Below are 25,823 nucleotides of genomic sequence, written 5' to 3'. Positions count from 1 at the left end.
GCTGATTTATGAAAACCTCGATAGCGACTGTATCCATTGCCGGCACTTTGCCTGAAAAACTGGAAGCAATCGCGAAAGCCGGCTTCGACGGTGTGGAGATTTTTGAAAATGATTTTCTCACCTATGATGCCACACCACTGCAAGTTGGCCAAATGGTACGCGACTATGGTCTGGCCATCACGCTGTTTCAGCCCTTCCGGGATTTTGAAGGGATGCCGGAACCCTATCGCGGTAGGGCGTTTGAGCGTGCGCAGAAAAAATTCGATGTCATGAACCGGCTTGGAGCCGATATGGTTCTGGTTTGTTCAAACCTTTCATCTGTGTGTCTTGCCGGTGTTGAACGCGCTGCAGAAGATTTTCACCAGCTCGGCGAGCTGGCGCGCCAGCATGGAATCAAAGTGGGCTATGAAGCCTTGGCATGGGGAAAACATGTCTACGACCATCGTGATGCCTGGGCGATCGTGCAAAAGGCCGACCACCCCAATGTCGGTCTCATTCTTGATAGCTTTCACACTTTGGCCCGCGGTATCGACGTTGCATCAATATTGGATATTCCGAAGGAAAAACTGTTTTTCGTACAGCTTGCCGACGCACCCTTGATCGATATGGACCTTCTTTTCTGGAGCCGCCATTTTCGTAATATGCCGGGCGAGGGCGGATTACCGGTTAAAGATTTTATGGCGGCAGTTGCCGAGACCGGTTATGATGGCTATTTTTCATTGGAAATTTTCAATGATCGCTTTCGCGGTGGTTCGCCCTATGCCATCGCCCATGACGGTCAGCGCTCGCTTATCAATCTCGCCGACACTGTGCGACGTACCCGTAACGTCGGTTCGCTGACGCTGAACGAAATGCCAGCGCCTATCGATGTCCACGGCATCGGCTTTATCGAATTTTCAACTGATGAAACGGAAGAAGCGGCGCTGCTTGCCTTGCTCGGACAAATGGGGTTCAAATTAACCGGTCGGCATAAAACCAAAAATGTCGATTTGCTGACGCAAGGAACCATCAAACTTATTATCAATCGTGATAAAGGCGGCTTTTCAAACCTTTCTTTCGCCTTGCATGGCACTATGGCCTACGCCATAGCGCTCAACGTTGATGACACCGCTGCAGCGTTGAAACGGGCTGTAGCGCTTGGAGCTGTCGAGTTTGAGCAAGCCGCCATTGAAGGGCAGGCCTATATTCCGGCCGTCAGAAGCGTTGGCGGCGGGGTGATCTATTTCCTTGACGGTAAAACCCACACCAATACATTCGATCAGACGGATTTTGACCCTATTGAATCGGACGGTGTGAAACTCCCTATGGATGCCGGACTTTTACAGTTCGATCATATCGGCCAAAGTGTTGACTTCGACGAGATGATGACATGGCTTTTATTCTATAATACGCTTTTCAATACCCGAAAAACACCGCTTGTCGACATTGTCGATCCCGCCGGCATCATACGCTCGCAAGTGATAGAAAATAGCGCGGGCTCGCTACGCATCACGATGAATGGAGCCGATAATAGACATACATTGGCCGGACATTTCATTGCCGATAAGCATGGTTCTGGTATTCAGCATATCGCTTTCAAGACCGAAGATATCTTCAAAACAGCGCAAGCTCTTCGTGCCAATGGCTTTAAAACCTTGCGCATATCCGCCAATTATTATGACGATATTGAAGCAAGGTTCGGATTGGAGCAGATATTTTGTGATAGGCTGAAACAAGAAAATATTCTCTATGATCGCGATGAGACAGGAGAATATTATCAGCTCTATAGCGAAACCTATGGCGAGGGCTTTTTCTTCGAGATTGTCCAGCGCGATGGTTATGGCGGCTATGGTGCGCCAAATGCGATCTTCCGCATCGCTGCGCAGAAAAAACAGATCAGGCAAAAAGGCATGCCAAAACATTAGAGCGGTTCCCCATTGCTGAGAAACATCAATTGGATAAGATATCGCGACAAACTAAAAGCTTGAGACGCGCCGGCCGGATTGCATCAGGTCGACAAGCGCTCTAAGTGCTGCGTGTGCAGTCCCCAAGGCGCAATCAGACCTGCCATTGTTCTCAATGGCAAAAGGCATAGGCATGCCGATAGATCGCGATAAGAAAACCAGTCATACGGCCATGATAGCAACGAAATCGACGGTTTTGGACAAAAGGCCATGGCCTTGCACCGCGATATGCAATAAAAGGTTGAAAGTCGAATAGGAAAATCCATATTTCCTTTTTTTAAAAATTGGTGTTCCATGGTTGCTGATAACAACGAAAAGCCTAAACGCACGCGCCGCAAGGCCATTCCATCTTTTCTGAAAAACCAACGCGGTGTTAAAAACTGGAAACAGGTTTCTGAATGGCTGGCTTATCGCGGGATTGAAGATATCGAGTGTATCACGCCCGATCAGGCTGGTGTGGCACGCGGCAAGATGATGCCGTCGAAGAAGTTTACCTCCGATACATCGCTTGCTTTGCCCTCGGCTGTTTTCATGGCGACGATTTCTGGCGATTATCCCGAAGATGGCAACGGCTTTGAATATCCTGAAAATGATGGCGATCTGCGTCTGGAACCGGATTTGTCGACGCTCAGTGTTGTGCCATGGGAAGATGACCCGACAGCGCAGGTCATTTGCGATCTTGTCTATCAGGATGGCAGCCGCGTTGATTTTACACCGCGTAATGTATTGCGCAATGTTGTTGCAGCTTATACCAAAATGGGGCTGAAGCCAGTTGTTGCACCGGAGATCGAGTTTTATCTGGTACAGAAAAACCCCGACCCCGATTATCCGTTGACCCCACCAGTCGGGCGTTCAGGCCGCGCCATTGGCGGCGGGCAGGGTTATTCTATTGCCGGTGTCAACGAGTTTGACGAGCTGATAGATGACATCTACCATTTCTCGGAAGCGCAAGGGCTTGAAATTGACACGCTAATCCATGAAGAAGGCGCCGGTCAGCTTGAAATCAATCTGCGTCACGGCGATCCGGTCGAACTGGCCGATCAAGTCTTTATGTTTAAACGGACGATACGCGAAGCTGCGTTGAAACATGATATGTATGCCACCTTTATGGCCAAGCCCATACAGGGGCAGCCCGGTTCGGCTATGCATATTCACCAATCAATTATCGACAAGAAAACCGGTAATAATATCTTTACCAACGAGGATGGAAGCGAAAGTGCAGCCTTCCGTCATTTCATCGGTGGTTTGCAAAAACATATGTCCAGCGTTCTGGTGATGCTGGCACCCTATGTGAACTCCTATCGCAGGCTCATTCCTGATGTTTCGGCACCGGTCAATCTGCGCTGGGGCTATGACAATCGCACAACGGCGTTTCGCGTTCCCCGCTCCGTCCCGCAGGGGCGGCGTGTAGAAAATCGTATCCCTTCGTCTGATGCCAACCCCTATCTGGCGTTGGCGGCCTCATTGGCATGCGGTTTGATTGGTCTGCGTGAAAAATTGGAGCCGGATGAACCGGCAACGCAAACCGTTAATGCCGACCATATTGAATTGCCGCGCGGACTGATTGATGCCGTTTCGCTGTTTGAACAGGATGTTACCCTGCGTGCGCTTTTGGGCAATGCTTTTGTAACCACCTATGCTGCGATCAAACGTCAGGAATTTGAAACCTTTATGGAAGTCATCAGCCCGTGGGAGCGTGAATATCTCCTGCTGAATGTCTAGAGCAATTTCACTGAATGATGGTGCACGAATTTGCTCTAGATTCATTATATTGTCGCATTGTTCATACACAAAAATTGTTTCGACTTTTGGCTCGAAAATGCTCTAGGAAGTTGCGTCATGGTGCAAAAAAACAAGATATCGCCCGGCGTGTCATGGTACGAAGACAGTTTGGGGGAACGTCCGTCCTTTCCCTTCTTTGTTGAAAAAGCTGATTGTGACGTGGCGATTATCGGCGGCGGTTTTACCGGATTGTCGGCGGCCTATCATCTTGCCAAGGCAGGTGTCAGCGTTGTCCTGATTGACGGTGCACGCTTTGGCGATGGTGCATCGGGCCGCAATGGCGGGCAGATGGGAACGGGACAACGCCAATGGGTTGAAAAACTCGAAAAACAATACGGATTTGAAAGGGCGAAAGCTCTTTTCGATCTGGCAGAAGACGCCAAAACAGATCTCATGCAGTTCAATGCAGATCCCGCTGTCGATATCGACTTTGTCCCCGGGCAGATGTCTCTCGTCCATAAAAAGAGAGAAGTTGCCGCCTATCAGGCGCATATCGAAACCATGCAGCGCTATGGTTATAACCATCTGCAGTTTATGGATAAGCAAGAAACGGCTGACCGGCTCGGCTCCAACTTTTATCATGCCGGTATCCGCGATACCGGAACGGGTCATGTCAATCCTCTCAAGCTGGTTGTGGCGCTGGCCAAAGCAGCCAGCCGCGCAGGTGCCAAGCTCTATGAGGGGACTGCGGCCACGGCATTGAGACGTCATAATGGAAAGTGTATTGTCACGACCGAAGACGGCTATATCACCGCCGATCGTGTTCTATTGGCAACCAATGCTTATGACCTTGGTTTGCAGCATCTTGTTGAGCGTCATATCGTGGCGATCCGATCCTATATCGGTGCGACATCGCCGCTGCCGCTCGACAGTACGGTTTTATCAGGCAATGAGGCTGTTGACGATTCGCGCTTTGTGGTGCGTTATTTCCGCAAAAGCGCTGATAATCGCCTACTCTTCGGTGGTGCTGAAAGTTATGATGATCAAGTACCAAGCGACCTTGAAAGCCGTATCCGCCGTCAGATTGCGGAGATCTATCCGAAATTGCAAGCGATGGAACTTACCCATTGTTGGGGCGGGACAGTTGCCATTACCGTGGAGCGCATGCCCTATGTGCATGATGTGATGCCCGGTGTCACCTATTGCGGCGGTTATTCAGGCCACGGGGTGATGATGGCACCGTTTCTGGGCAAGCTTTACGCGGAGACGGTATTGGGAAAAACCGAGCGTTTGGAGCGTTTTAAAGATCTGGACATTTCGCGCTTTCCCGGCGGAACGGCTTTGCGCAAGCCGCTGCTATTTTTAGCGATGAACTGGTTTGCCTTGTTGGATCGCTTCTGATGTGCGTAATCCGCACACCATGATTACCAAGCAAGCCAACAAAAGTTTGCCGAGGATCAATTTTTGAGAAAACTCCACCGGCATTTTTTGTCCTGCTCTTTGGGCGCGCGATATATTTGCGCTTGAAGCTATCGAAAAAGCTTCGAGCCGTTTACTCCACGGCAATAAGCGCATTTCCAGAAAAAGCTGAATCGGCTTTTTCGTTGGACAATGCGACAAATAAAAAATCTGGAGCAAATCCATGCCCCAGCAAAAAGAAGATTTGCTCTAGCGAGTATGCGGCTTCTACCATTGGCATATTTTGCAAGCGTTTAGCTGTTTAAAGCCGATAACCGCCATCAATCGGTAAAACAGCGCCGGTGACAAAGGCTGCTTCGTCAGATGCCAGCCAGAGCGCTGCATTGGCTACATCTTCAGGGGTTGAAAGTCGCCCCAGTGGAATTTCCGCACGCAATTGCTCAACCGTTTGTTTGCTTGTATCACCATAGGAAGATTGCAGGCTTTGGGTGTCGGCTTCGGCGGGGCAAAGGCAATTTACCCTTATGTTGCGGTCTGCAAGTTCCAGAGCCATGGCGCGCGATGCGGCCATAATCCAGCCTTTGGCCGCGGTAAACCATGTCATCCCACTGCGTGGACGCTCAACCGCAATCGCTCCCATTGTCAGGATGACACCGCTTTTCTGGCGTTCCATAACGGGCAAAACACTTTGCACGCCATAATAAAGCGCTTTGACATTGACCGCTTGTACCAGATCAAACACATCCTCGCTGACATGTTCCAACGGCATGCGACGATGGGTAAAGCCGGCATTGGCAACAAAAACATCAATACGGCCAAATGCCGCGACAGTTGCTTCCACCATATGGTGGACATCACCAAGATGTGAGATGTCCGCAGTGATAGCAATGGCATTATCGCCGATTTCTTCGACAATGTTGCGGGCATGGACAGGGTTGATATCGACAACGGCAATTTGGGCTCCTTCTGCTGCAAAGCGTTTGGCCATCGCCGCACCAAAACCCGCACCCGCACCGGTTATCAATGCTGTTTTTCCTGCTAGTCGTTTGTTCATTTGCTATTGCCTGCCATTTCTTTATGCCGTTTCGACAATCTTTATGATCAGACTGTCATTTTGTCCCATTAGAATGGAAGAAAGTTAATAGCTTGTTCAGTACATGTCTGCTCTATATAAATTGATATCAATGTGGTGCCCGACGACTCGCAAAAGCCGGATCATAGAACTGGAAAATTCCATGGTAAGCAAAATTATTCCCATACCCCCGTTTGACTGTATTGTATTTGGCGGCGCGGGCGACCTTGCCGAAAGAAAGCTTATTCCCGCACTCTACCATCGCCAATGTACTGGCCAGTTTACCGAACCGACCCGCATTATCGGCACATCGCGTTCGGCCATGAGTGATAGCGAATACCGGAATTTCGCCCGTAAAGCGATCGAGAAGCATGTCGATTCCAAGGACATTGATAAGAAAGAGCTTGAGCGCTTTCTTAAACGTTTAACCTATGTTTCGGTTGATGCGACCTCGCAGCAAGGTTGGGCAGACCTTAAAAAGGCCGTCAATAAGGACGCTGCCGAAATACGTGCATTCTATCTGGCTGTCAGCCCGTCCCTTTTCGGGGATATTGCCACAAAATTGGGGCAGCACGGTCTGGTCACCGATGGAACACGCATCATCGTTGAAAAACCAATCGGGCGGGATCTTGAAACGGCCACCGCTTTGAATGATACGCTTGCTGGTGTTTTCAGCGAAAACCAAATTTTCCGCATCGACCATTATCTGGGGAAGGAAACAGTTCAAAACCTCATGGCGCTGCGCTTTGCCAATGCTCTCTATGAACCGTTGTGGAATTCGAACCATATTGACCATGTGCAGATCACCGTTGCCGAGTCCGTTGGTTTGGAGGGGCGTGCCGGATATTACGACAATGCGGGTGCATTGCGCGACATGGTGCAGAACCATATGTTGCAATTGCTGTGCCTTGTGGCAATGGAACCGCCATCGGCCAATAATGCCGACGCTGTGCGCGATGAAAAGTTGAAAGTGCTGCATTCTCTCGCGCCGATAGACAGCCGCAATGTGATGAATAATACCGTTCGCGGGCAATATCTTGCCGGTGCATCAACTAGCGGGCCGGTAGGTTCCTATTTGCAAGACCTTGGCAAGGATGCCAGCAATACGGAAACTTTTGTTGCGCTGAAGGTTGACATCAATAATTGGCGTTGGGCAGGTGCACCGTTCTATTTGCGCACTGGCAAGCGGATGGCGACACGCATGTCGGAAATCGTTGTCACGTTCAAACCCATACCGCATAATATTTTCGGTGACGATGCGGGTGAGATTGTACCTAACCGTCTGGTTATCCGGTTGCAGCCGGATGAAGGTGTCAAACAGTGGTTGATGATCAAGGATCCAGGTCCGGGTGGTATGCGTTTGCGTCATATCCCGTTGGATATGAGCTTTGCCGACTCGTTTTCGGAGCGTAACCCCGATGCTTACGAACGGCTGCTTATGGACGTTGTGCGAGGCAATCAAACCCTGTTCATGCGGCGCGACGAGGTTGAGGCTGCGTGGCGCTGGGTTGACCCTATCCATGAAGGCTGGGACGCAACAAAGCTTGCCGTCCAAGGCTATACGGCTGGCACGTGGGGGCCTTCCCGTTCGATTGCGCTGATCGAACGCGATGGCCGCACATGGAATGATGTTGTTTAAGGCAGAAATGATGAGTGGAATGGATATAAACCGGTTGAACTTTGATTCACCTGCGGCGCTCGCGTCGGCCTTGGCCGACCGTGTAGCGGCAGAATTAAGCGTGGCTGTCGTTGAACGTAAGCAGGCTGTTTTGGCTGTCTCCGGAGGGAAGACGCCCGAGCTTTTTTTTCACTATCTTGCTAAGGCAGATATTGATTGGCAAAACATCCTTGTTACATTGGTCGATGAGCGCTATGTGCCGCTGACGGATGAACGGTCAAATGAGCGGCTTGTGCGCAACCATTTGTTGCAACATTTTGCTGCCAAAGCCAAGTTTTATGGTCTCTATCATAAGTCTTTAACCGCAGAGCTTTCAGCGTTTTCTGCTGCCAGCCGCATAAATGGCTTGCCCCAACCCTTCGATGTCGTGGTTTTGGGAATGGGCGTTGATGGACATACAGCCTCGTTTTTTCCCGGTGGCGATCGTTTGAAGCAAGCTTTGGATCCGCAATCACGTGCGTTGGTTTTGCCCATCCATGCCCGCGGCGTTGGCGAACCACGCTTGACGCTGACATTGCCCGTCATCAGTCAGGCGCGCTTCATTGCACTGCAATTGGAGGGGCATGGCAAATTGGCCAGTTTTGATCAGGCGCTGCAAGACGGGCCGGAATTGGATATGCCAATTCGCGCGGTCTTGAAACATGCGGTGCATCCATTGCAGGTCTATTGGTCACCGGCAGAAGGCGACCGGACAGAACCCGATGGCAGCGCAACACTTTTCGATACAATAACCATGTAACGAGAGAAATAACGAGGTTATAAGATGGCTCTTTCAGGCACAATCGCTGCAATCACCGATCGAATTCGCGAGCGGTCCAAGCCCAAGCGCGAAGTTTATCTTGACCAGATTGCCAAAGCTGCGAGCAACCGGCCTAAGCGTAGTTTTTTTGGTTGTGCCAATCAGGCGCATGGCTTTGCCGCGTGCGGGCCTGTTGATAAAGAACGGTTGAAGGAAGATGTCGTCGGCAATATCGGCATTATTACCGCTTATAATGATATGCTTTCGGCCCATCAACCATTTGAAACCTTCCCTGCACTTATCAAGGATGCTGCACGCGAGGCCGGCGGTGTCGCACAGGTTGCCGGTGGTGTTCCTGCCATGTGTGATGGCGTTACACAGGGCTATAATGGCATGGAGTTATCGCTGTTTTCACGCGATGTCATTGCCATGGCCACCGCTGTTGGCCTTTCGCATGACATGTTTGATGCAGCGGTTTATCTGGGTATTTGTGATAAAATTGTTCCGGGTTTGGTCATTGGCGCCCTGACCTTCGGCCATCTTCCGGGTGTTTTCATTCCTGCCGGCCCGATGACAACCGGACAGGGCAATGACGAGAAAGCAAAAATTCGCCAACTTTATGCCGAAGGCAAAGTCGACCGGCGTGCGCTTCTGGAGTCTGAATCAAAGTCCTATCACGGTCCGGGTACCTGTACATTTTATGGAACAGCCAATTCCAACCAGATGATGATGGAGATGATGGGACTGCATATGCCTGGTGCTTCCTTCATCAATCCAAATACACCGTTACGCGACGCGCTGACCCGCGAAGCAGCCAAACGCGCTTTGCAGATTACGGCACTTGGAAATCATTATACGCCCGCCGGTGCGATGATTGATGAACGTTCTTTTGTTAATGCCATTGTCGGGTTGAATGCCACAGGTGGTTCAACCAACCATACGATCCATTTGATTGCCATGGCCGCCGCCGCAGGTATTTCCGTAACTTGGCACGATATTGCTGAAATTTCTGCCAATGTGCCGCTGCTTGCACGCGTTTACCCTAATGGCCTTGCCGATGTGAACCATTTTCACGCAGCCGGTGGAATGGGTTTTCTGATTCGCGAGCTGATTGAGGCCGGATTGGTGCATGATGATGTAAGGACCGTTTTCGGCGAAGGTTTGCACGCCTATGCCAGCGAGCCCAAGCTCGCGTCCGATGGCACCGTCACGCGCGAACCGGCAGCAAAGCAAAGCGGCGACGACAATGTTCTTTCAGGATGGCGAAAACCATTTCAGCCCGACGGCGGTATCCGGATATTATCCGGCAATATGGGGGCGGCAATTATCAAGGTTTCCGCCGTTAAGCCGGAACGCTGGTTGGTAGAGGCACCGATACGGGTTTTCAATGATCAGGCTGGTTTGCAGGACGCTTTCAAAGCGGGTGAGCTTGATGGCAAAGACTTTATCGCCGTTATCCGCTATCAGGGGCCGAAAGCAAACGGCATGCCTGAATTGCATAAGCTGACAACAGTCTTGGGCGTGCTTCAGGATCGTGGACAAAAGGTTGCTCTGGTGACGGATGGGCGCATGTCGGGCGCATCGGGCAAAATACCTGCCGCCATTCATGTCACGCCGGAAGCATTGGATAATGGCCCGATCGCGAAATTGAGAGATGGTGACATTGTTCGGCTCGATGCCAATCATGGCACATTGACAATTCTGGAAGATGAAGCAGCCTTTACCGCACGCCCAATTGACAAGCCGGATTTGTCTGCCAACGAAACCGGCACAGGCCGCGAACTCTTCCGCGCATTCCGGCAATTTGTTAATCGTGCCGATCAAGGCGCAAGCGTGGTGGTTGGGCATTCGTGAAAAGCCAAACCAGCGTATAGCGGTTTTGTTATCAGATCACATGGCGATCAATACGAACCGCAATGAAGCGGCCGCTTATTGTCAGATGGATATGCTACGAACCACGCAGCATATTAACCTTGGTTTGTCGTGCAGCGCTTAGAGCGCGTTTTGATCTGATCGGATTAGATTGACGCTCTGATCTCTTGTTGAAACTGCGTTTTTCATCCGATCGTCATGGGGTAAGGAAACGATCCTGTGAATCGTTTTCCCCATAGATGCGCTTCAAACTTTTCGGCAAACGCTCTAGAATTTCGGTATAGGTAATTTGTTGGCCATACAGGCGGCCTTCAATGTATTGGCCATCAGCATTGCTATGGTCATCGGGCCCACGCCACCAGGTACTGGTGTTATGCTACCGGCATATTGCACCGCGTCTTCGTAATCGACATCGCCGACCAAACGGGTTTTCCCTTCACCCTTTTCCGGTGCGGCAACGCGATTGATACCAACGTCGATGACTGTGGCACCTGGCTTGATCCAATCGCCCTTGACCATTTGCGGACGGCCTACAGCAGCAACCAGAATATCCGCACTACGACAGACATCGTCCAGCTCACGCGTGCGGCTATGGGCAATGGTGACCGTGGCATTGGCCGCGAGAAGTAGTGCTGCCATCGGCTTTCCAACTATGTTGGAACGCCCGATAACAACCGCATCAAGGCCGGACAGGTCATTGCCCAATTGGCGCTCGATCATAATCATCGCCCCCGCAGGTGTGCATGGCACAAAAGCGTCGTCGATCGCGCCAGTGGCCAATTTTCCGGCATTTATATAATGGAACCCGTCGACATCCTTTTCGGGCGAAATCGTCTGGATAACGCGATCGGCATTGATATGCGCAGGCAAAGGCAATTGTACCAGAATGCCGTGGATTTTTTCATCGCCGTTGAGCTTTTCAATCAGTGAGAGCAATTGCTCTTCGCTGGTGTTTTCTTCCAGATCATGTTTGATGGATAGGAAGCCGCATTCTTCGGCCCGTTTGCCTTTGGAGGCGACATAAACCTGACTTGCCGGATCTTCACCCACGATAACCACCGCAATGCCGGGCTGTATCTGGTTTGTTTCACGCAAAGACGCTGTTTCGTTCCTTACTTTGGCAAGGATGTCTTCAGCGAGCTTTTTTCCATCAATCACATTGGCCATGGAGAAATCCTTTCGGTCGGCATTCTTCATTTTGCTTTAAAGCATTTGTTGACAAGAAAACAGTGTTTTGTGGCAATATTGAAACCATGTGCCGGATAGGCCAAAGCGCGCTTGGTGCTCAATGGTTAAATACGTGCTTTCAGTTGTTGTTTTGTCGCCATTCTTTTGTGAAAACCGCTTCACACTTTTTGGGAATTGCACTAGCAATAGAGTAAATGACCTTTGAATGAAGGCCAAAGATTCAAAAATCGGAAGGATGTGACTATGAGCGATACACTTGTATTGGTGGGCTGTGGCAATATGGGCTTTGCCATGCTGAAGGGCTGGATAGATAAGAAGGTCGTTTCGGCATCGTCAGTTTATGTTGTGGAACCAACAGATGCCCTGCGCAGCCGCGCTGAAACGCTGGGTGTGCATGTTGCTGCTGGCGCACAGGAGCTTCCACAAGGCTTAAAGCCGGGTCTGATTGTTTTTGCAGTTAAGCCGCAGGTTATGGGAAAAGTCGCACCCGATTATGCAAAATACGCCGATACAAGTGCTTATTTGAGCGTTGCAGCCGGTCTTTCGATCGCGTTTTTTGAAAATATTCTGGGCAATCAGGCTGCCATTATTCGCTGTATGCCGAATACACCTGCAGCCATCGGCGAGGGGATGCTGGTTATCTGCCCGAATAGCCATGTCAGCGATCAAAGCCACGTTTTTGTGCGCAAGCTTTTGGCTGCCAATGGCGCTGTCGCAGATGTGGAACATGAAAGCCAGATGGATGCTGTGACCGGATTGTCAGGGTCTGGCCCAGCCTATGTTTTCCATATGATCGAAGCATTGACACAAGCCGGTGTCGATGTCGGTCTACCGGAAAAAACCGCCGCCCTTCTGGCGATGCAGACGGTTAAAGGCGCTGGCGCACTTGCTGCGGCAAGCGATGTTTCACCCACCACCTTGCGTGAGCAGGTCACAAGCCCCAATGGCACGACCGCTGCCGGACTAGCGGTTTTGATGGATGACAAAAAATTGGAAAAACTGATCTGCGCGGCGGTAAAAGCTGCGACAGAGCGCTCGATAGAGCTTGGTAAGGCATAAGCCGTTCAGGCGACAGGCTATCAAGAAAGGCGCTGGTATTTTCCAGCGCCTTTTTTAGTGCGCTTTTCGACCTGATGCTATTCGGCCGGCGCGTCTTAAGCTTTTGATTTGTCGCGGTATCTTATCCAGCTGAAGATTCACATCTATCGGGAACCTATCTAGCGTAGTGCCCAACCGATCAACGGGGCCATCAAAACGTTGACAATGCCGACCATCACCATGACAAGACCGGCGATCGAGCCTTCTTCACTGCCGATTTGATGGGCACGGGCAACGCCGGCACCATGGGCACCCATACCGAACAGAGCACCGCGGGCAAGCGAAGAGCGCAGCGGCATATATTTCATGATAACTTCACCCAAGGCAGCGCCTAACACGCCTGTCATCACCACGAAGATAGCGGTGAGGTCGGGAATACCGCCAATGTCGCCGGAAACCGTCATGGCAAAGGGTGTGCTCATGGAGCGCGGCATAAGGCTGAGGCGCATCGAGTTATCAAGCTGCAAGAGTGTGGCTAATCCCCAAGCCGACAGCATGGAGGCGCTGGAACCAACAACAATGCCGATGGCCAATATGTGCCAGTTTTTGGCTATCGTTTCTCGTTGTTGCCAAATAGGCACCGCAAACGCCACGGTGACCGGGCCCAATATGGCGAGCAGCCAATGGGTCGCGCCAATATAGTGGGCATAGTCGCCATTGAGTGCCACGACGACAATCATGACAAGAAGCGGTGTGACAGCCAGTGGCGTCAACCACCAAAAAGAAAAACGCCGGTAGAACGACTTTGCCACCATGTAAAGCACGATGGTGACAAGAGACCAGAAAACGGTTTGCACGATAGGATGAAAAAATAGCTCAGTTTTTGACATGGCGCACCGTCCAACGGTAACACATATCAATTGTCAATGCGGTTATGGTCATGACAACAACCGTGCCACCCAAAATGACGATTAGGATTTTCAAACCCAGAAGACCAATAAATTCCTTGTGGTTCAACAAAGCCAAAACAGCAGGCACAAAAAATAGCAACATCTCGGCCAGCAGCCATTCAGCGCCACGCTTCATGCTGAAAAGGCTGATTTTACCGCTGGCGAGTAAGCATAATACAAGCGCCATACCAACGATTCCACCGGGAATTGGCAGGTGCAGAACGCGGGAAATCGCTTCACCCAGAAGCCAGAACAGGCCGAGCAACCCCATTTGCGCGATAACGCTGTGGTGAAGAAAGTGGCGCATCTGAACAGTCATACGGTGAGGCATTTAACGTAACTCCTATGGGATGATAGATAGGTCAGAACACATCATTCGTAAAATGAATTGATTTCATTTCAACTATTCTGATATGGAATAGTTATGCAAATGAGAACTCTTGAAGCTTTTGTCGAAATTATCCGCCAGAACGGCTTTTCAGCGGCGGCCAAAGTGTTGAACGCTACGCAGTCTACCGTCAGCAAATCGCTGGCGCAGCTTGAAACCACTTATGATGTCCGATTGATCAATCGCGGCAAGGGAAAGCTGCAGCTTACATCTGCCGGTGAATATGTGTATCGCCATGCCTTGCGGATTTTAGCGGAAGAAGAGGCAATGCTGCGGGAAATTGCGGAGCTTAAGGGCTTGAAACGCGGCGTACTAAAAATAGGTTTGCCGCCTATCGGCAGCTCGGAATTATTTGCACCGGTTTTGGCGCGATATACGGCCGCGCACCCCCAGATCGACATTAATATTGTGGAGCATGGCAGTAAAAAACTGGAAGAGCTCGTTCGTTTGGGGGAAATCGAACTTGCCGCTTCGCTTTTCCCGGTGGCAGACGGTTTTGATTATCAGGATGTGCGCAATGAACCGGTGGTGGCCTTAATGCCGGCAGCCCTTGCGGGGAGCCGAACCGAGATGACGGCAACCGAGCTTGCTTTGCACCCATTCGTTTTGTTTGAAAGCCAGTTTGCTTTGACACCCATTGTCCTGGATGTATTTAGGAAACAGGGCCTGGAACCGGTAATTTCCGCGCGTTCCAGCCAGATTGATTTTCTCTTCGGGCTTGTTGGAGCCGGTATGGGGGTCGGTTTTCTGCCGCGAATGATTGCGCAAAAACGCCAAGTACCCAATGTTAGGGTGGTGGAAATTACCGGCACATCCATCGATTGGCATATGGCGCTGGTATGGCGGCAAAAAAACCATTTATCCTATGCTGCGCGCGAATGGTTAAAATTGTCGCGCGACTATCATCAGCCACAAACATGATGCAATTCGTCTGGGGTCAGGACTGATGCAATAAAACGATATGGCAGAATAAACAGCGAAAAGATGCGAAGGAAAGTGGAAAGCGGGTGGTATACTTGGGTATGAGCTTTTCAATAAAGCAGATTGCAGCTGTTTTATCTTGCCCGATTAAAGCGTGCGTTTTCGGCTTAGTTTGCGCATATATTTATCAATGGCTTGAAGTTTTTTAACAAAATCATCATGACATGGAGCCTATTGTCTGCAACGTAGGACAACATGCAGCTGCGCAGGAAGCACGTGTGAAAAGGAATTCGGTGTGGAGATAGATTATGTCATTGCCTGGGTTGACGGACAGGATCCGGCCCATATTGCTGCGCGCAATACCTATCGGGCTTCAGGCAATTTAACCCATGCTGAAGCTGTATCGCAGGAGCGCTATCAAGATAATGGCGAAATCTATTATCATTTGGCGTCAATCCTGAAATATGCCCCCTTTATTCGCCGTATCTTGTTGGTGACTGACAATCAAAAACCACATCTGCTGAATGCGTTTTTTGACGAGGGAAAATGCGATGCGTCCTTCATCAAGATAGTCAGCCATGACGAGATTTTTGATGGTCTACCGGCAATTCGCCCTTCTTTTAATGCGCGTGCAATTGAATCGACCGTTTGGCGGATAAAAGACCTTTCAGAGCATTTTATCTATGCAAATGATGATTTCTTTCTCAATGCCGCAATCCGGCAAACGGATTTTTTCGATCAAGGGAATCCCGTTCTCTCCGGCGACTGGGCCAAGCCGGAAACAGCACGCTGGAAATATCGTTTTAAACGCTTGTTAGAATTAACGACGCCCTATCGTTACGTTCGGCCAAATCATGCAATGTCGCAAACCAAAGCTGCGGTATTGGCAGGTATCAAGGGTGATTATTTCAGCGTTCACCATATGCCGCATCCGCTGCGCCGGTCGACTTTATCGACTTATTTTGCCAATCACCCCGATATCCTCAATCATCAGGTTCAATTCCGCTACCGTGATATTGCGCAATTCAATCTGGTGTCACTCGCTAATAATTTAGAAATAGCCAAGGGAACGGCCAAGATTGTTGAAAGCAAGGGAATTGCTTATATTGACCATGTTAAACCAAAAAATATAGAAACCGCTTTGCATCTCATCGAGCAGGCCAGTGTTCCCTATGGTTGCGTACAAGGTTTTGAACAATTGGAACCGGCAATGCGCGCGCATATTCATCATACGCTGATTGCTAAATTTCAGGCACAGCTTCCGTCTGCTGTGATACAAATGTTAAAAGACCAAATAGATTTGCCAACAATCGACGATACGGGCATGGCTTGAATGCCGCAACTACGGTTTTCGTTCGAGGCGTCCGGATAGAGTAAGCCATATGAAAAATGTAAAAGCCTTTATCATCCATTTGGAGCGCGCGGCCGAGCGCCAGGCGCAGGTTTCGCGGTTGATCGGCAATTTGCCTTGCCATGCGGAGATTATCAAAGCGGTAGACAGCCGCGAGCTTGGTAAAGCCGATATGCAAGCCGCCTATCGCAAAAGGCTTTATAAGCCCTATTACCCGTTTCAGCTATCTGCAAATGAGATTGCCTGCTTCTTGTCCCACCGCGCCGCATGGCAGCAAATTGTCGATGACAATTTGGAAGCCGGTTTTGTTATCGAGGATGATGTGGAGCTGGGGGACAATTTTTTGGCGGCTTTCGATTTTGCCATTCGTCACGCCACCCCTCAGGATTTCATTCGTTTTCCTTTCAGACAGCGCGAAGATGGCCGCATTATTGCCCAGGATGGGGAACAACGCCTGTTAAAACCGAAGCGTATCGGTCTTGGACAAGTGGCGCAGCTTGTGGGCCGCGAAGCTGCCGCAAAACTCTTGCAGGCAACCCGGCAATTTGATCGACCGGTCGATACGACGATGCAGCTTTATTGGCAAACGGGCGTGCACCCAACCGTTATGCTGCCTCCATGTGTGCGTGAAATATCGTCTGAACTTGGTGGCTCGACCATTAAAAGCCGACGCGGACTTTGGGCACGTATCTATCGCGAAATAGCCCGTCCGCTTTATCGCCGTCGCATAGCCGCTCTGTCGGATAAGCAGGAGGTATGAAATGGCCGTTCCCATTCTTCTTTATCACCATATAGGCCAACCGCCTAGCGCCGGTACACCGTCGCGGTCCAATTATGTGACGATAAAAAATTTTGAAAAACAAATGCGTATGCTGCATCGGCTGGGCTTTAAAGGGGTATCGCTTGTCGAAGCCATGCCCTATATAAAAGGTGAAAAAACCGGACGGATTGCCGCTATTACTTTTGACGATGGCTTCCTTTCAGTTTATCGGCATGCCATGCCGGTGCTGAAATCCTTCGGGTTTACAGCCACCAATTTCTTTGTGCCTCATCGCAGCGGCTTGGACAATGCTTGGGATGATACGCGCGCTGCCCGTGAAACGTTGATGACAGTGGAACAAATGCGCCAATGGGCCGCTGAGGGCCATGAAGTTGGAAGCCACACTTTGGACCATGTCCATTTAACCGAGCTGGAAAGCAACGAGGCCAAGCGCCAGATTGGGTTGTCACGGCAGATATTGGAAGATCAATTGGGACAGAAAATACGCTCTTTTGCCTATCCTTATGGTGACGAAAACACCTCTGTGCGCGATTGGGTGAAACAGGCCGGCTATGATTTTGCCGTAACCACACGAAAAGGGCGGGCCCATGGTCATGAAGACGCATATACACTGCCGCGCCATAGTGTGCGTCGCAATGACACGCTTCTGCATTTCCTGGCAAAATGCCTTTGGCGTTGAAAATACCGCGATGGTCGTTTAATGCTTAAATGCACGTTAGGCCGCGGGTCTATCGGCAAAAAAATGCCGGGATCGAACCCGGCAACGAATTTAAACAAGGGCATTTCAGATACAACCTTTGGGCTGGAAGCCGAAATGTAATCCGGTTTTACTCTGTTATGGTTAACAGAGAGTAAAGGGTGAATGTGCGCAGTCGGTCGGCAAGAATTGTGGTGGGCGTTGTTTTGGTCGTTTTATTGGCCATGGCCGCTATTGCATTGGCGCTGCCCTATCTTGTCTCGACCGATGCAATTCGCATACGTCTGGCACAGGATTTAAGCGCTTGGACCGGATATAATGTGCAATTGCGCGAAGCCCCGCATCTGGAGCTTTTTCCCTATCCACGTGCATCCTTATCCGGTGTGACATTGACGCCGATGGCGGACGATGCGTCACCTTTGATGGAAGCGGAGTGTATTGAAGTCGATCTTTCATTGGTTGATGCCCTTTTGGGGCGCGTTTCTTTTTCGGAAACACGGATTATCCGTCCGCATTTCATCGTTGAGGAACCGGTTAAAACATTTGCGGATTTTTTCGATACAATTTCGCGGTCGCAAGGCTCGTTAGGGCTTGCCGTACGCGAGGCGCGTGAAATCGTCGGCACCAATCCTGATAGGCCGGATACGACGCGGCTTTTGAACCAGCCTTTCGGGCGCATTGTCATTGAGAATGGCGAGCTGCTTTATCGGGAAAGTCTTGGCGGCATGGCCGAAAAAATCACCGCAATCAATGCTGTGATGGAATGGCCGGATTCAACCCGTGCAGCCAGTTTTCGCGCCAATGCGCGCTGGCACGGTCAATTGACCGAATTGCGTATTGATGCGGCACAGGCATTGCTGCTTCTTGCTGGTGGAAACAGCCAGATCAGGGTCAGCCTCAATTCACTGCGTGGAGGCGTAACGTTTGATGGCCATGGCAGATTATCCGAAAATTACTATTTTGATGGACATCTTGCTGCCCGTTCTCCGGGGTGGAACCAGACTCTGGATTGGCTTGGCTATCAAAATATGTTGGGACAGGGCCTAAAAGCAACTGTGGTGTGGGAATCCGGTTTTACCGCGCAGCCTGAGCGTATCCAGCTTAATGACGTCGTGTTCAAATTGGGCAATGACAGCGCCCGTGGTGCGCTGGAGGTCGGTTATCAACAAAGCGTGCCGGTTACGTCAGGGTCATTGGCATTTGAAAGCCTTGATCTCAATACTTTGGTTGCGGCACTGTTTCCTGATGAAGATCAAAATGAAATATTGGATTTGAATGTCTTGGATCGAATCGGTCTTGATATTCGTTTGTCAGCACCGGAAGCCAAGCTAAGCAATGTCACGCTGACCAACTTGGCGGCGGCCATCCAGATCCGCAATGGCCGCGCCATATTTGATCTCGGCAATGCGAACGCCTTTGGCGGCGCGCTGCAAAGCAATATACAAATCAGTCGTAGCGGCCAACAGGCGACGATTGAAGGCCGTGTTTCCGGTGCGTCTATAGACGTACAGGCAATGACCCAAGCGTTGCAACGGCCCTCTATTATCAATGCGAAAACCGGCTTCATTCTGATTATGCGTGCTCCCTTCAACCGTTGGTCGGAGGTGGCGTCGCAAATGACCGGTCAATTGACATTGAACATGGGTGCCGGCAGCATTGATGGATATAGCATTGACGACATTCGTACACGGCTGGCGTCCGAAAATACGTTTGCGCTCAACCGCGCTGAGGATGTTTCTACCGCGTTTGACCGCTTTGATGTCGAAGCAGAGATTGCGGCGGGAAATTTCACAATCAATAAAGCCGCCATGCGTATCGGCGACTGGACAATGGCAATAACCGGGGGAAGGGCAGCAGCGCTGCAGGGTGAAAGCGCCACTGGCTACGCGGTTGACCTGCAATCCGTTTTACAGAAAAATCAGCGCTCCGATACCGTGTGTGCCGATGTCATCTGCCTGCAGAACAGTTTGCAGCAACCAATCGTATTTTCGCTGATTGGTAATAGCTCGTCCGACGGTAATATTGTTGTAAAACGGGTCAATGGAGATCAATAGGCTTCATGCAAAAGATGAGCCATTGTCCGATATTTGATATTTTTTCAAAAAATATCGAAAATGGAACGACGTTGATCTTTCATCTCAGTATTATCCGCAAGAAAATTTGGTTGAAGCAAGGACTTTAAATTGATCAGGCTTTTATCTCTCAGAGTTGGAAAAATTGCACCTTTGGGGCCGCAGCAAGTTTCAAGCGGCATTGGGAAAAGGGCTATAGGCGGATCGATTTTTCTGAGCAAAACCGGTTTTCAAGGCGACATGCAAGCGGATACCCGCCATCATGGCGGATTGGAAAAAGCTGTCCATCATTATGATTACGACCATTATCAAGTCTGGCGCAACGAATTGGGTGATTTAGATGTGTTGCAAGAGCCAGGTGCATTTGGCGAGAATATCGCGACACAAGGGATTAATGAACGGAATATCTGCGTCGGCGATGTCTTCAGTTTGGGAAAGGCTGTGGTGCAGGTATCGCAGGGGCGGCAACCCTGTTTCAAGCTCAATTTACGCTTTCAGACCAAGAACATGGCACTTCTGGTGCAAAATAGCGGCAGGACAGGCTGGTACTATCGCGTGTTGCAGGAGGGGAGCGTTGATGCCGATGATACTTTGAGCCGCATCGATCGCTTATGCGAAAATTGGTCGATTTATCGCTTATGGCACATTCTTTATGTCGATCGGTATAATTGGTCGGCTCTGGAAGAAATTGCCGAACTGGAGGTTCTGGCACAAAGCTGGCGCGATTTGGCTGTCAAAAGGCTGCGTAACCGCGCGGTTGAAGATTGGTCGAAACGCTTGAATGGCCCTCAAACAGGATCGACGGAGGGTGGCGCATAGCGACGTGTTATTTTATAGCGGCTGTTGCCATCAGCAATCACACGCCAAGCCTTCTCGGCCACGGTCGTACCGCTGGTCGTCTTATAAGAAGGGATGGTAAGACACCACGTCTGCCCGTCCAAACTTTGCCACAACCCGACCACAAAAGCTCCATCGCTAAAGGTGATCAGGCACGGGCCATCACCATTTTCGGCAAGCGAATTTTCAGAAGTCAAGGTGCATCCCGGATAAGCGTGTGTAGCTGAGATTGAAATAGTCCGGTCGGTTGTCATCAATCTGTCACCTTTAGCACCAATCATCACTGAATAAGATAGGATCAGGCATGATGATTGTCCAGCTGTGGGTCTGCCGAATGCTGTCCTGTTAGAGCGTTTTCCGAAAAGTCTGAAGCGCTTTTAGGATAAAAAACGCGGTGTGAATAAGAGATTAGAGCGTCGATCTGATCCTGTTAGATCGAAATATGCTTTAAATGATGGGGGCGAGATCTGCCTTAACAAGACAAAACAGCGGGCCTATTTGCAACCGTAGGCGTGCGACCCTATATTGCGGAAGAGGTTTAATGGCGATCAGCCATTCGTATAAAAAGACGATGATGAGGAAAAAACATGACAGTCCCTTTGATAAAAATGAATGATGGTCACACCATCCCGCAACTTGGCTATGGTGTTTGGAAGATATCCGATCAAGATGCAAAACAAGCTGTCAGCCAAGCAATCAAAACCGGTTATCGACATATCGACACCGCCAAAGCCTATGATAACGAGACAGGTGTCGGGCAGGGCGTTGTAGAAGCCGGTATTGGCCGCGAAAATGTATTTATCGCAACCAAGGTTTGGAATACGGATCAGGGATTTGACCAGACACTCAAAGCCTTCGATCAGAGTGTCAAACGTCTGGGCACAGATTATGTTGATCTGTATCTCATCCACTGGCCGGTTCCGGCAAAGGATCTCTTTGTCGAAACATGGAAAGCGCTTATTCGCCTGCGTGATGAGAAGCGCGTGCGCTCAATCGGTGTTTGCAATTTCCGCATTGTCGATCTGGAACGTCTGATGCAGGAAACGGGTGTTGCACCGGTGCTCAATCAAGTGGAGCTGCATCCGCAATTCCAGCAAAAAGAGCTGCGCATTTTTCACGAGAAAAACAACATCCTCACCGAAGCTTGGGCTCCTCTGGGGCGTGGCATATTGCTGGATAATCCAGTTTTGAAAGCAATTGCTGATAGCCACGGCAAAACTGTGGCGCAGATTATTCTGAGATGGCATATGGAACTGGGTACGGTAGCTATTCCCAAATCGCAATCGCCTATCCGCATGGCAGAAAATTTCGATATATTCGATTTCAAGCTTACAGCAGGCGATCATGATCAAATTGCTGCCATTGATCGGGCCGATGGCCGCACAGGCGGTGATCCTGCCGAGTTTTGCGGTTGATTGCAAACGGGCGTAGCAGAAACCGAGCGTCAGGACTTTATTATTTAAATGAATAAGTTCTCACCTTGGATGACACAAAATAAAAGGGGCCTGAGTGGCCCCTTTTTTGTCAAGGATTATGCGTTCAATTGATAGAAGAGGTAATGCCATATCCATCATCGGCGATAACCTGTTTATCGCCTGCGCCAACAGAGCCGATACCGGCAGCGACGAGTATGAATGTGAAAAGGGCTGCGACAGTCACGAAAGTGGCTCTCTTTGCAGACATTTTTGTTCTCCGATCAGATATGCAGTGATGCAAAAGTGTGAATTGATGATGTCATATAGCGAAGTAATTTTTACGACAATGTAACAGACGCGTTTTTGTTGCGCTTTTTCGCATTAAAGTAAAAAAAACTTAAATCTGTTGCAGCGCGGTCACTCTCTGTTTGTGGTTAGCGTTTTTCATCAATAGCAACGCTGACAGTACGGCCCGAAACAAGATGGATGGATTGTGGTACCGGATCGAGCTTGATGCGAACGGGGATACGCTGCGCCAGTCTGACCCAGTTGAATGTCGGGGCTACATTGGCCAGAAGATTGCTCGATTGTGTCCTTTCACGGTCTTCAATCCCGGCTGCAAAACCTTCAACGGCGCCAGTTAATACTGTGTCGGATCCCATAATGTGGATAGTTGCACGGTCACCAATATGGATACGATCCAGCTTGTTTTCCTCGAAATAGCCTGAAGCGTAGAATGAATCTGTATCGACCAGCGCAGTGACCGGTTGCCCGCGGGTAACATATTCGCCCGGTTGCAATGAAAAGTTGGTTATCTGGCCATTGACGGCAGCCCTTACCGTCGAGCGCTCAAGGTCAAGCTTGGCGGTGTCGAGGGAAACCTGAGCCTTGCGATAGGCCGCGGCGGCTTGCAGTTGCTGCATTTCGGATGTTTCCAATTGCTGGCGTGTTACCGTGGCTTCGTCAAGCTTTCGATAGCGTTCCAAATCGCGCTTGGCTTGATCATAGGCAGCCTTGGCATTGTCAATTTGTGCCTGCGCATCCTCCAGTGCCAAGGTAAAGCGGGCCTGATCAATTTTGAAAATGACGTCGCCTTTTTTGACCATCTGATTGTCTTTTACGGCCACTTCGGTAACGAAACCTGAAACATCGGGGGCAATTCGTACGACATCGGCACTTATTTTGCCGTCGCGTGTCCATGGATCATTCATGTAGTAATCCCACATATGCCAGATGAGGAGACCAGCTACCACAACCATGACAAGTGTCAGAAAAATGCGGCCGGAATTGGCGATAAGCTTGCTCATGTCAGTCAGATCCGTGTTGTGATAAAGGAAAGTGTGCCCAGAATAATAAAATAGGTCGCCGCGGCAAATAGCGCCCGATGCCAGATAAACCGACCGAGACCGCCTTTGCTGATCAGCCATTGCAAACCAATATTGATGAAATAGCTGATCAAAGCCAATATGCCGAGCGTTGGTAGGTAAACGCCATAAATGTCGATTTCCGGATTCATGCGTCCTGCCCTCTGCTTTTTGTGGGTGAAACCGCTATAAATGGCTGGGCTTGTGCAAATAGATTTTGCCGCAATCCCGTTAGTGCGAATGAAATACGCTGATGATTATCATTGTTGCGCGTATGCACCAGACGATTGAGCGCCGCATCAAGACTCTGAAGCAGGGCCGTGCCGTCAGGATCGTGGAAATGGCGCAGTTTCGAGCGGTAATAAAGTGCCAATTGTTGTAACGCCACGTCAACCTGCTTGCGGCTGGTGGGGCCAAGTGTATCTCTTAAATGCTGGAGCTCGATAGTGTTCAATCCCACACGCACATCTTTGAGAATGTCAGCGCCGCCAATATGGGAATCCGCCGGAATAGCTGCCAATCGTGGTGCAACCAGACCAAAACGATCAAGCATGCGGTGCAAAAGCCGGCTATGGGCTTTGACGTTGTTCTGCTTTTCGGCCACTTGTACAATATCGGACCAACCTGAACGCACCAGCCGGCTTGCACTCCATTCGGCGCCGACAGAGCGCACGATACCGGTGGTTGCTGCTGCGATGATAATACCCAATATCATGGCGGTATTGGCATTGATAAATGTATAAAAATCATCATTCAAGCGTGATTGCAGCAAAAGAAGATTTGGTAAATTCACCGTAATCGCCATGCCCATCATGAACCGTGAAGGAATGGTCATCAAAATACCGGCTGGAATAAGCACAAGCGCCAGTGCCAGCATGAGCGGAATATAACCATCAACCAGAGGAAACAAAGCAAATTGGAACACAAAGGCAATCAGCAGCACAAGCAGAAGCTGTTTGATGAAACTGCGGATCATCGGCACGGGATCATCTTGCGTCGCAAAAAGACAGCAGAAAATGCCGGTCATCATGGCAGCCGTTCCGCCCTGCGGCCATTCGCTCAAGCGCCAGAATGTTACAGATATGAGCACAGCCAGCATAGCGGCAAAGGCGGAAAGAAATGCCATCCCATAATCATAATGGATGGGTTGGACATCGCCGAGAAAGTCGAAACGGTGCCAGCGCAATTTATGCCTGGTGCCATCAACAATATCCTGCCGTAAATTGAGACAATCCGAATAAATCTGAATGATATCGGTCAATCTCACAGTCAGATTACGCGATATAAGATCGATCCATCTTTTTGATTGCGACATATCTTCCAAAATCGCGTCACGCAATGTGCGCATTTTGGTCAGATCGTTTCCGTCCATGGCGGTTTGCGTTTCCAGCCATTCTGCTGTCACATTGATCAGGTGATCCAGTTTGTCACTATTGCTGTTGCCCTGATAGGTTTCAGCAATCAGCCTGTCTCGCAGTCTGATCAGGTCATTACAGCTTGCAACCATTGGCAACAACGCCACCATGCGGCTTTGCAGAATACGCATGGCATGTACGGTTGAACGCAATGATGACGTGTCATAAGCGACATGGGTGGTGAAATTGCGCAGGTCAACCGCGTCAATGGCAAGCTTTTGCCGACTTTTGAGGGCTTCGGTCGTGTTGCCTTGTCCACGGATGCTTTTGAGCGCAAGATCGGCACTGTCTCTCAGCCAGGCATCTATCCGCCCGGCAAGCACAGGTCCGGCGTGCCGCGGGAAAACCAACCGTCCCACCAAGGCCGCGCAAATAATACCGACGCCGATTTCTTCAGCGCGATTGGTGGCGTAAGTGAAAACATTCTCCGGTGTGTCCACGATAGGAAAGGCAATGAGGGTGGCCGTATAGCCTGCCAACATAAAAACATAAGCCCTTGGGCTGCGGTCAAGCAGGCTGACAAAAAGACAGGCTCCAAGCCATGCTGCCAGCCCCAATGTTGTGAGTTCAGGCGAAGTGATAAGCTGCGGCAGCATAACGACCGTTGCCATGCCGCCGATTGCAGTGCCTAAAAGGCGGTAGATGGCTTTAGACGTCAAGGCGCCTGAAAGAGGGTGGGCGACGATATAGACAGCAGCCATCGCCCAATAGGGATTGGGTAGATCGCAATAGAAGGCGATAAACAGCGCAAGTGCCGCCGCCGCAAATGTCTTGAGTGAGAATACCACATCCCAGACTGTTGGTTGTTTAACCACAACCGTCATGGGCAGCCACCATCGGGACATGCGTTGCCAGGCAGGGCGGCAACTGCCGGTCTGCCCGCGTCAGAACAACAAAGCTGTTTTTCCCACGGTTTCATAGCTACTCATACGCACAGTGAATGTAGATTTCTTTCCGTTGC

General features: G+C 50.2%; 24 protein-coding genes. 14 read left to right on the top strand and 10 right to left on the bottom strand.

Annotation, left to right across the window (positions count from 1 at the left end; translation table 11 throughout):
• The first annotated feature begins 8 nt into the window (after positions 1–8).
• The 3 genes from ACYSNS_RS00470 (at position 9) to ACYSNS_RS00460 (ending at position 5,066) form a co-directional block, all read left to right on the top strand.
• Positions 9–1,904: a bifunctional sugar phosphate isomerase/epimerase/4-hydroxyphenylpyruvate dioxygenase family protein gene (locus ACYSNS_RS00470; RefSeq protein WP_461721170.1), complete on the top strand. Its 1,896-nt coding sequence runs from the start codon at positions 9–11 to the stop codon at positions 1,902–1,904.
• Positions 1,905–2,237: 333 nt separating this feature from the next.
• On the top strand, positions 2,238–3,665 hold the full coding sequence (locus ACYSNS_RS00465; RefSeq protein WP_461721169.1) for a glutamine synthetase family protein: 1,428 nt from the start codon (positions 2,238–2,240) through the stop codon (positions 3,663–3,665).
• 117 nt (positions 3,666–3,782) lie between these two features.
• Entirely contained in the window at positions 3,783–5,066 is a 1,284-nt protein-coding gene (locus tag ACYSNS_RS00460) for an NAD(P)/FAD-dependent oxidoreductase (RefSeq protein WP_461721168.1), read from the top strand.
• A gap of 151 nt (positions 5,067–5,217) precedes the next feature.
• Here ACYSNS_RS00460 and ACYSNS_RS00455 read toward each other — a convergent pair whose 3' ends face one another.
• Together ACYSNS_RS00455 and ACYSNS_RS00450 are read right to left on the bottom strand one after the other, a co-directional pair.
• On the bottom strand, positions 5,218–5,358 hold the full coding sequence (locus tag ACYSNS_RS00455; RefSeq protein WP_461721167.1) for a hypothetical protein: 141 nt from the start codon (positions 5,356–5,358) through the stop codon (positions 5,218–5,220).
• A gap of 27 nt (positions 5,359–5,385) precedes the next feature.
• Entirely contained in the window at positions 5,386–6,138 is a 753-nt protein-coding gene (locus ACYSNS_RS00450) for a glucose 1-dehydrogenase (RefSeq protein ID WP_461721166.1), read from the bottom strand.
• A gap of 181 nt (positions 6,139–6,319) precedes the next feature.
• Between ACYSNS_RS00450 and zwf the strand changes: the two genes are divergently transcribed.
• From zwf to edd, 3 genes are read left to right on the top strand one after another with little or no spacing between them, the layout of a single operon-like run.
• Positions 6,320–7,795, top strand: coding sequence for a glucose-6-phosphate dehydrogenase (gene zwf, locus ACYSNS_RS00445; RefSeq protein ID WP_461721165.1), 1,476 nt, complete (start codon positions 6,320–6,322; stop codon positions 7,793–7,795).
• Positions 7,796–7,805: 10 nt separating this feature from the next.
• A complete protein-coding gene (pgl, locus tag ACYSNS_RS00440; RefSeq protein WP_461721869.1) occupies positions 7,806–8,573 on the top strand; it encodes a 6-phosphogluconolactonase in 768 nt (255 codons plus the stop codon).
• Positions 8,574–8,597: 24 nt separating this feature from the next.
• A complete protein-coding gene (edd, locus tag ACYSNS_RS00435) occupies positions 8,598–10,427 on the top strand; it encodes a phosphogluconate dehydratase (RefSeq protein ID WP_461721164.1) in 1,830 nt (609 codons plus the stop codon).
• 285 nt (positions 10,428–10,712) lie between these two features.
• Here edd and folD read toward each other — a convergent pair whose 3' ends face one another.
• Entirely contained in the window at positions 10,713–11,612 is a 900-nt protein-coding gene (gene folD, locus ACYSNS_RS00430) for a bifunctional methylenetetrahydrofolate dehydrogenase/methenyltetrahydrofolate cyclohydrolase FolD (RefSeq protein ID WP_461721163.1), read from the bottom strand.
• 264 nt (positions 11,613–11,876) lie between these two features.
• On the opposite strand from folD, the gene proC reads away from it, so the two are divergent.
• Positions 11,877–12,692 carry a pyrroline-5-carboxylate reductase gene (gene proC / locus ACYSNS_RS00425; RefSeq protein WP_461721162.1) on the top strand — a complete coding sequence of 272 codons (816 nt, stop codon included), beginning with the start codon at positions 11,877–11,879 and terminating at the stop codon, positions 12,690–12,692.
• A gap of 158 nt (positions 12,693–12,850) precedes the next feature.
• Here proC and ACYSNS_RS00420 read toward each other — a convergent pair whose 3' ends face one another.
• Both ACYSNS_RS00420 and ACYSNS_RS00415 read right to left on the bottom strand, forming a co-directional pair.
• Positions 12,851–13,561, bottom strand: coding sequence for an LrgB family protein (locus ACYSNS_RS00420; protein WP_461721161.1), 711 nt, complete (start codon positions 13,559–13,561; stop codon positions 12,851–12,853).
• Positions 13,548–13,952, bottom strand: a complete 405-nt coding sequence (locus tag ACYSNS_RS00415) for a CidA/LrgA family protein (RefSeq protein ID WP_461721160.1) — start codon at positions 13,950–13,952, stop codon at positions 13,548–13,550. The genes ACYSNS_RS00420 and ACYSNS_RS00415 overlap by 14 nt, the downstream gene beginning before the upstream one ends.
• A 93-nt stretch (positions 13,953–14,045) precedes the next feature.
• Between ACYSNS_RS00415 and ACYSNS_RS00410 the strand changes: the two genes are divergently transcribed.
• The 6 genes from ACYSNS_RS00410 (at position 14,046) to ACYSNS_RS00385 (ending at position 20,650) form a co-directional block, all read left to right on the top strand.
• Complete coding sequence (locus ACYSNS_RS00410) at positions 14,046–14,930, top strand: LysR substrate-binding domain-containing protein (protein WP_461721159.1); 885 nt, start codon at positions 14,046–14,048, stop codon at positions 14,928–14,930.
• Positions 14,931–15,225: 295 nt separating this feature from the next.
• Complete coding sequence (locus ACYSNS_RS00405; protein WP_461721158.1) at positions 15,226–16,263, top strand: Stealth CR1 domain-containing protein; 1,038 nt, start codon at positions 15,226–15,228, stop codon at positions 16,261–16,263.
• A gap of 49 nt (positions 16,264–16,312) precedes the next feature.
• On the top strand, positions 16,313–17,041 hold the full coding sequence (locus ACYSNS_RS00400) for a glycosyltransferase family 25 protein (protein ID WP_461721157.1): 729 nt from the start codon (positions 16,313–16,315) through the stop codon (positions 17,039–17,041).
• Between the two features lies 1 nt (position 17,042).
• Entirely contained in the window at positions 17,043–17,741 is a 699-nt protein-coding gene (locus ACYSNS_RS00395) for a polysaccharide deacetylase family protein (RefSeq protein WP_461721156.1), read from the top strand.
• A gap of 185 nt (positions 17,742–17,926) precedes the next feature.
• On the top strand, positions 17,927–19,813 hold the full coding sequence (locus tag ACYSNS_RS00390; protein WP_461721155.1) for an AsmA family protein: 1,887 nt from the start codon (positions 17,927–17,929) through the stop codon (positions 19,811–19,813).
• Between the two features lie 129 nt (positions 19,814–19,942).
• The gene (locus tag ACYSNS_RS00385; protein ID WP_461721154.1) at positions 19,943–20,650 is read left to right on the top strand and encodes an MOSC domain-containing protein; all 708 of its coding nucleotides are present in this window, start codon (positions 19,943–19,945) and stop codon (positions 20,648–20,650) included.
• Here the strand turns inward: ACYSNS_RS00385 and ACYSNS_RS00380 are convergent.
• The gene (locus tag ACYSNS_RS00380) at positions 20,620–20,922 is read right to left on the bottom strand and encodes a hypothetical protein (RefSeq protein ID WP_461721153.1); all 303 of its coding nucleotides are present in this window, start codon (positions 20,920–20,922) and stop codon (positions 20,620–20,622) included. The two genes, ACYSNS_RS00385 and ACYSNS_RS00380, sit on opposite strands and share 31 nt — an antisense overlap.
• A gap of 333 nt (positions 20,923–21,255) precedes the next feature.
• Here ACYSNS_RS00380 and ACYSNS_RS00375 point away from each other — a divergent pair, with 333 nt between their 5' ends.
• Positions 21,256–22,083 carry an aldo/keto reductase gene (locus tag ACYSNS_RS00375; protein ID WP_461721152.1) on the top strand — a complete coding sequence of 276 codons (828 nt, stop codon included), beginning with the start codon at positions 21,256–21,258 and terminating at the stop codon, positions 22,081–22,083.
• A 124-nt stretch (positions 22,084–22,207) separates the two neighbouring features.
• On the opposite strand, the gene ACYSNS_RS00370 is transcribed toward ACYSNS_RS00375, so the two are convergent.
• The 4 genes from ACYSNS_RS00370 to ACYSNS_RS00355 form a co-directional block, all read right to left on the bottom strand.
• A complete protein-coding gene (locus tag ACYSNS_RS00370) occupies positions 22,208–22,351 on the bottom strand; it encodes a hypothetical protein (RefSeq protein WP_461721151.1) in 144 nt (47 codons plus the stop codon).
• Between the two features lie 166 nt (positions 22,352–22,517).
• Positions 22,518–23,390, bottom strand: coding sequence for an efflux RND transporter periplasmic adaptor subunit (locus ACYSNS_RS00365; protein ID WP_461721150.1), 873 nt, complete (start codon positions 23,388–23,390; stop codon positions 22,518–22,520).
• A gap of 5 nt (positions 23,391–23,395) precedes the next feature.
• A complete protein-coding gene (locus ACYSNS_RS00360; RefSeq protein ID WP_461721149.1) occupies positions 23,396–23,599 on the bottom strand; it encodes a DUF1656 domain-containing protein in 204 nt (67 codons plus the stop codon).
• Positions 23,596–25,686 carry an FUSC family protein gene (locus tag ACYSNS_RS00355; RefSeq protein WP_461721148.1) on the bottom strand — a complete coding sequence of 697 codons (2,091 nt, stop codon included), beginning with the start codon at positions 25,684–25,686 and terminating at the stop codon, positions 23,596–23,598. Before ACYSNS_RS00355 ends, ACYSNS_RS00360 begins: the two co-directional genes overlap by 4 nt.
• Between the last annotated feature and the right edge of the window lie 137 nt (positions 25,687–25,823).

This window comes from Bartonella sp. LJL80, from assembly GCF_054871565.1.
Note: the sequence above shows the minus strand (reverse complement) of the source record. Positions and strands in the feature narration are given on the sequence as shown.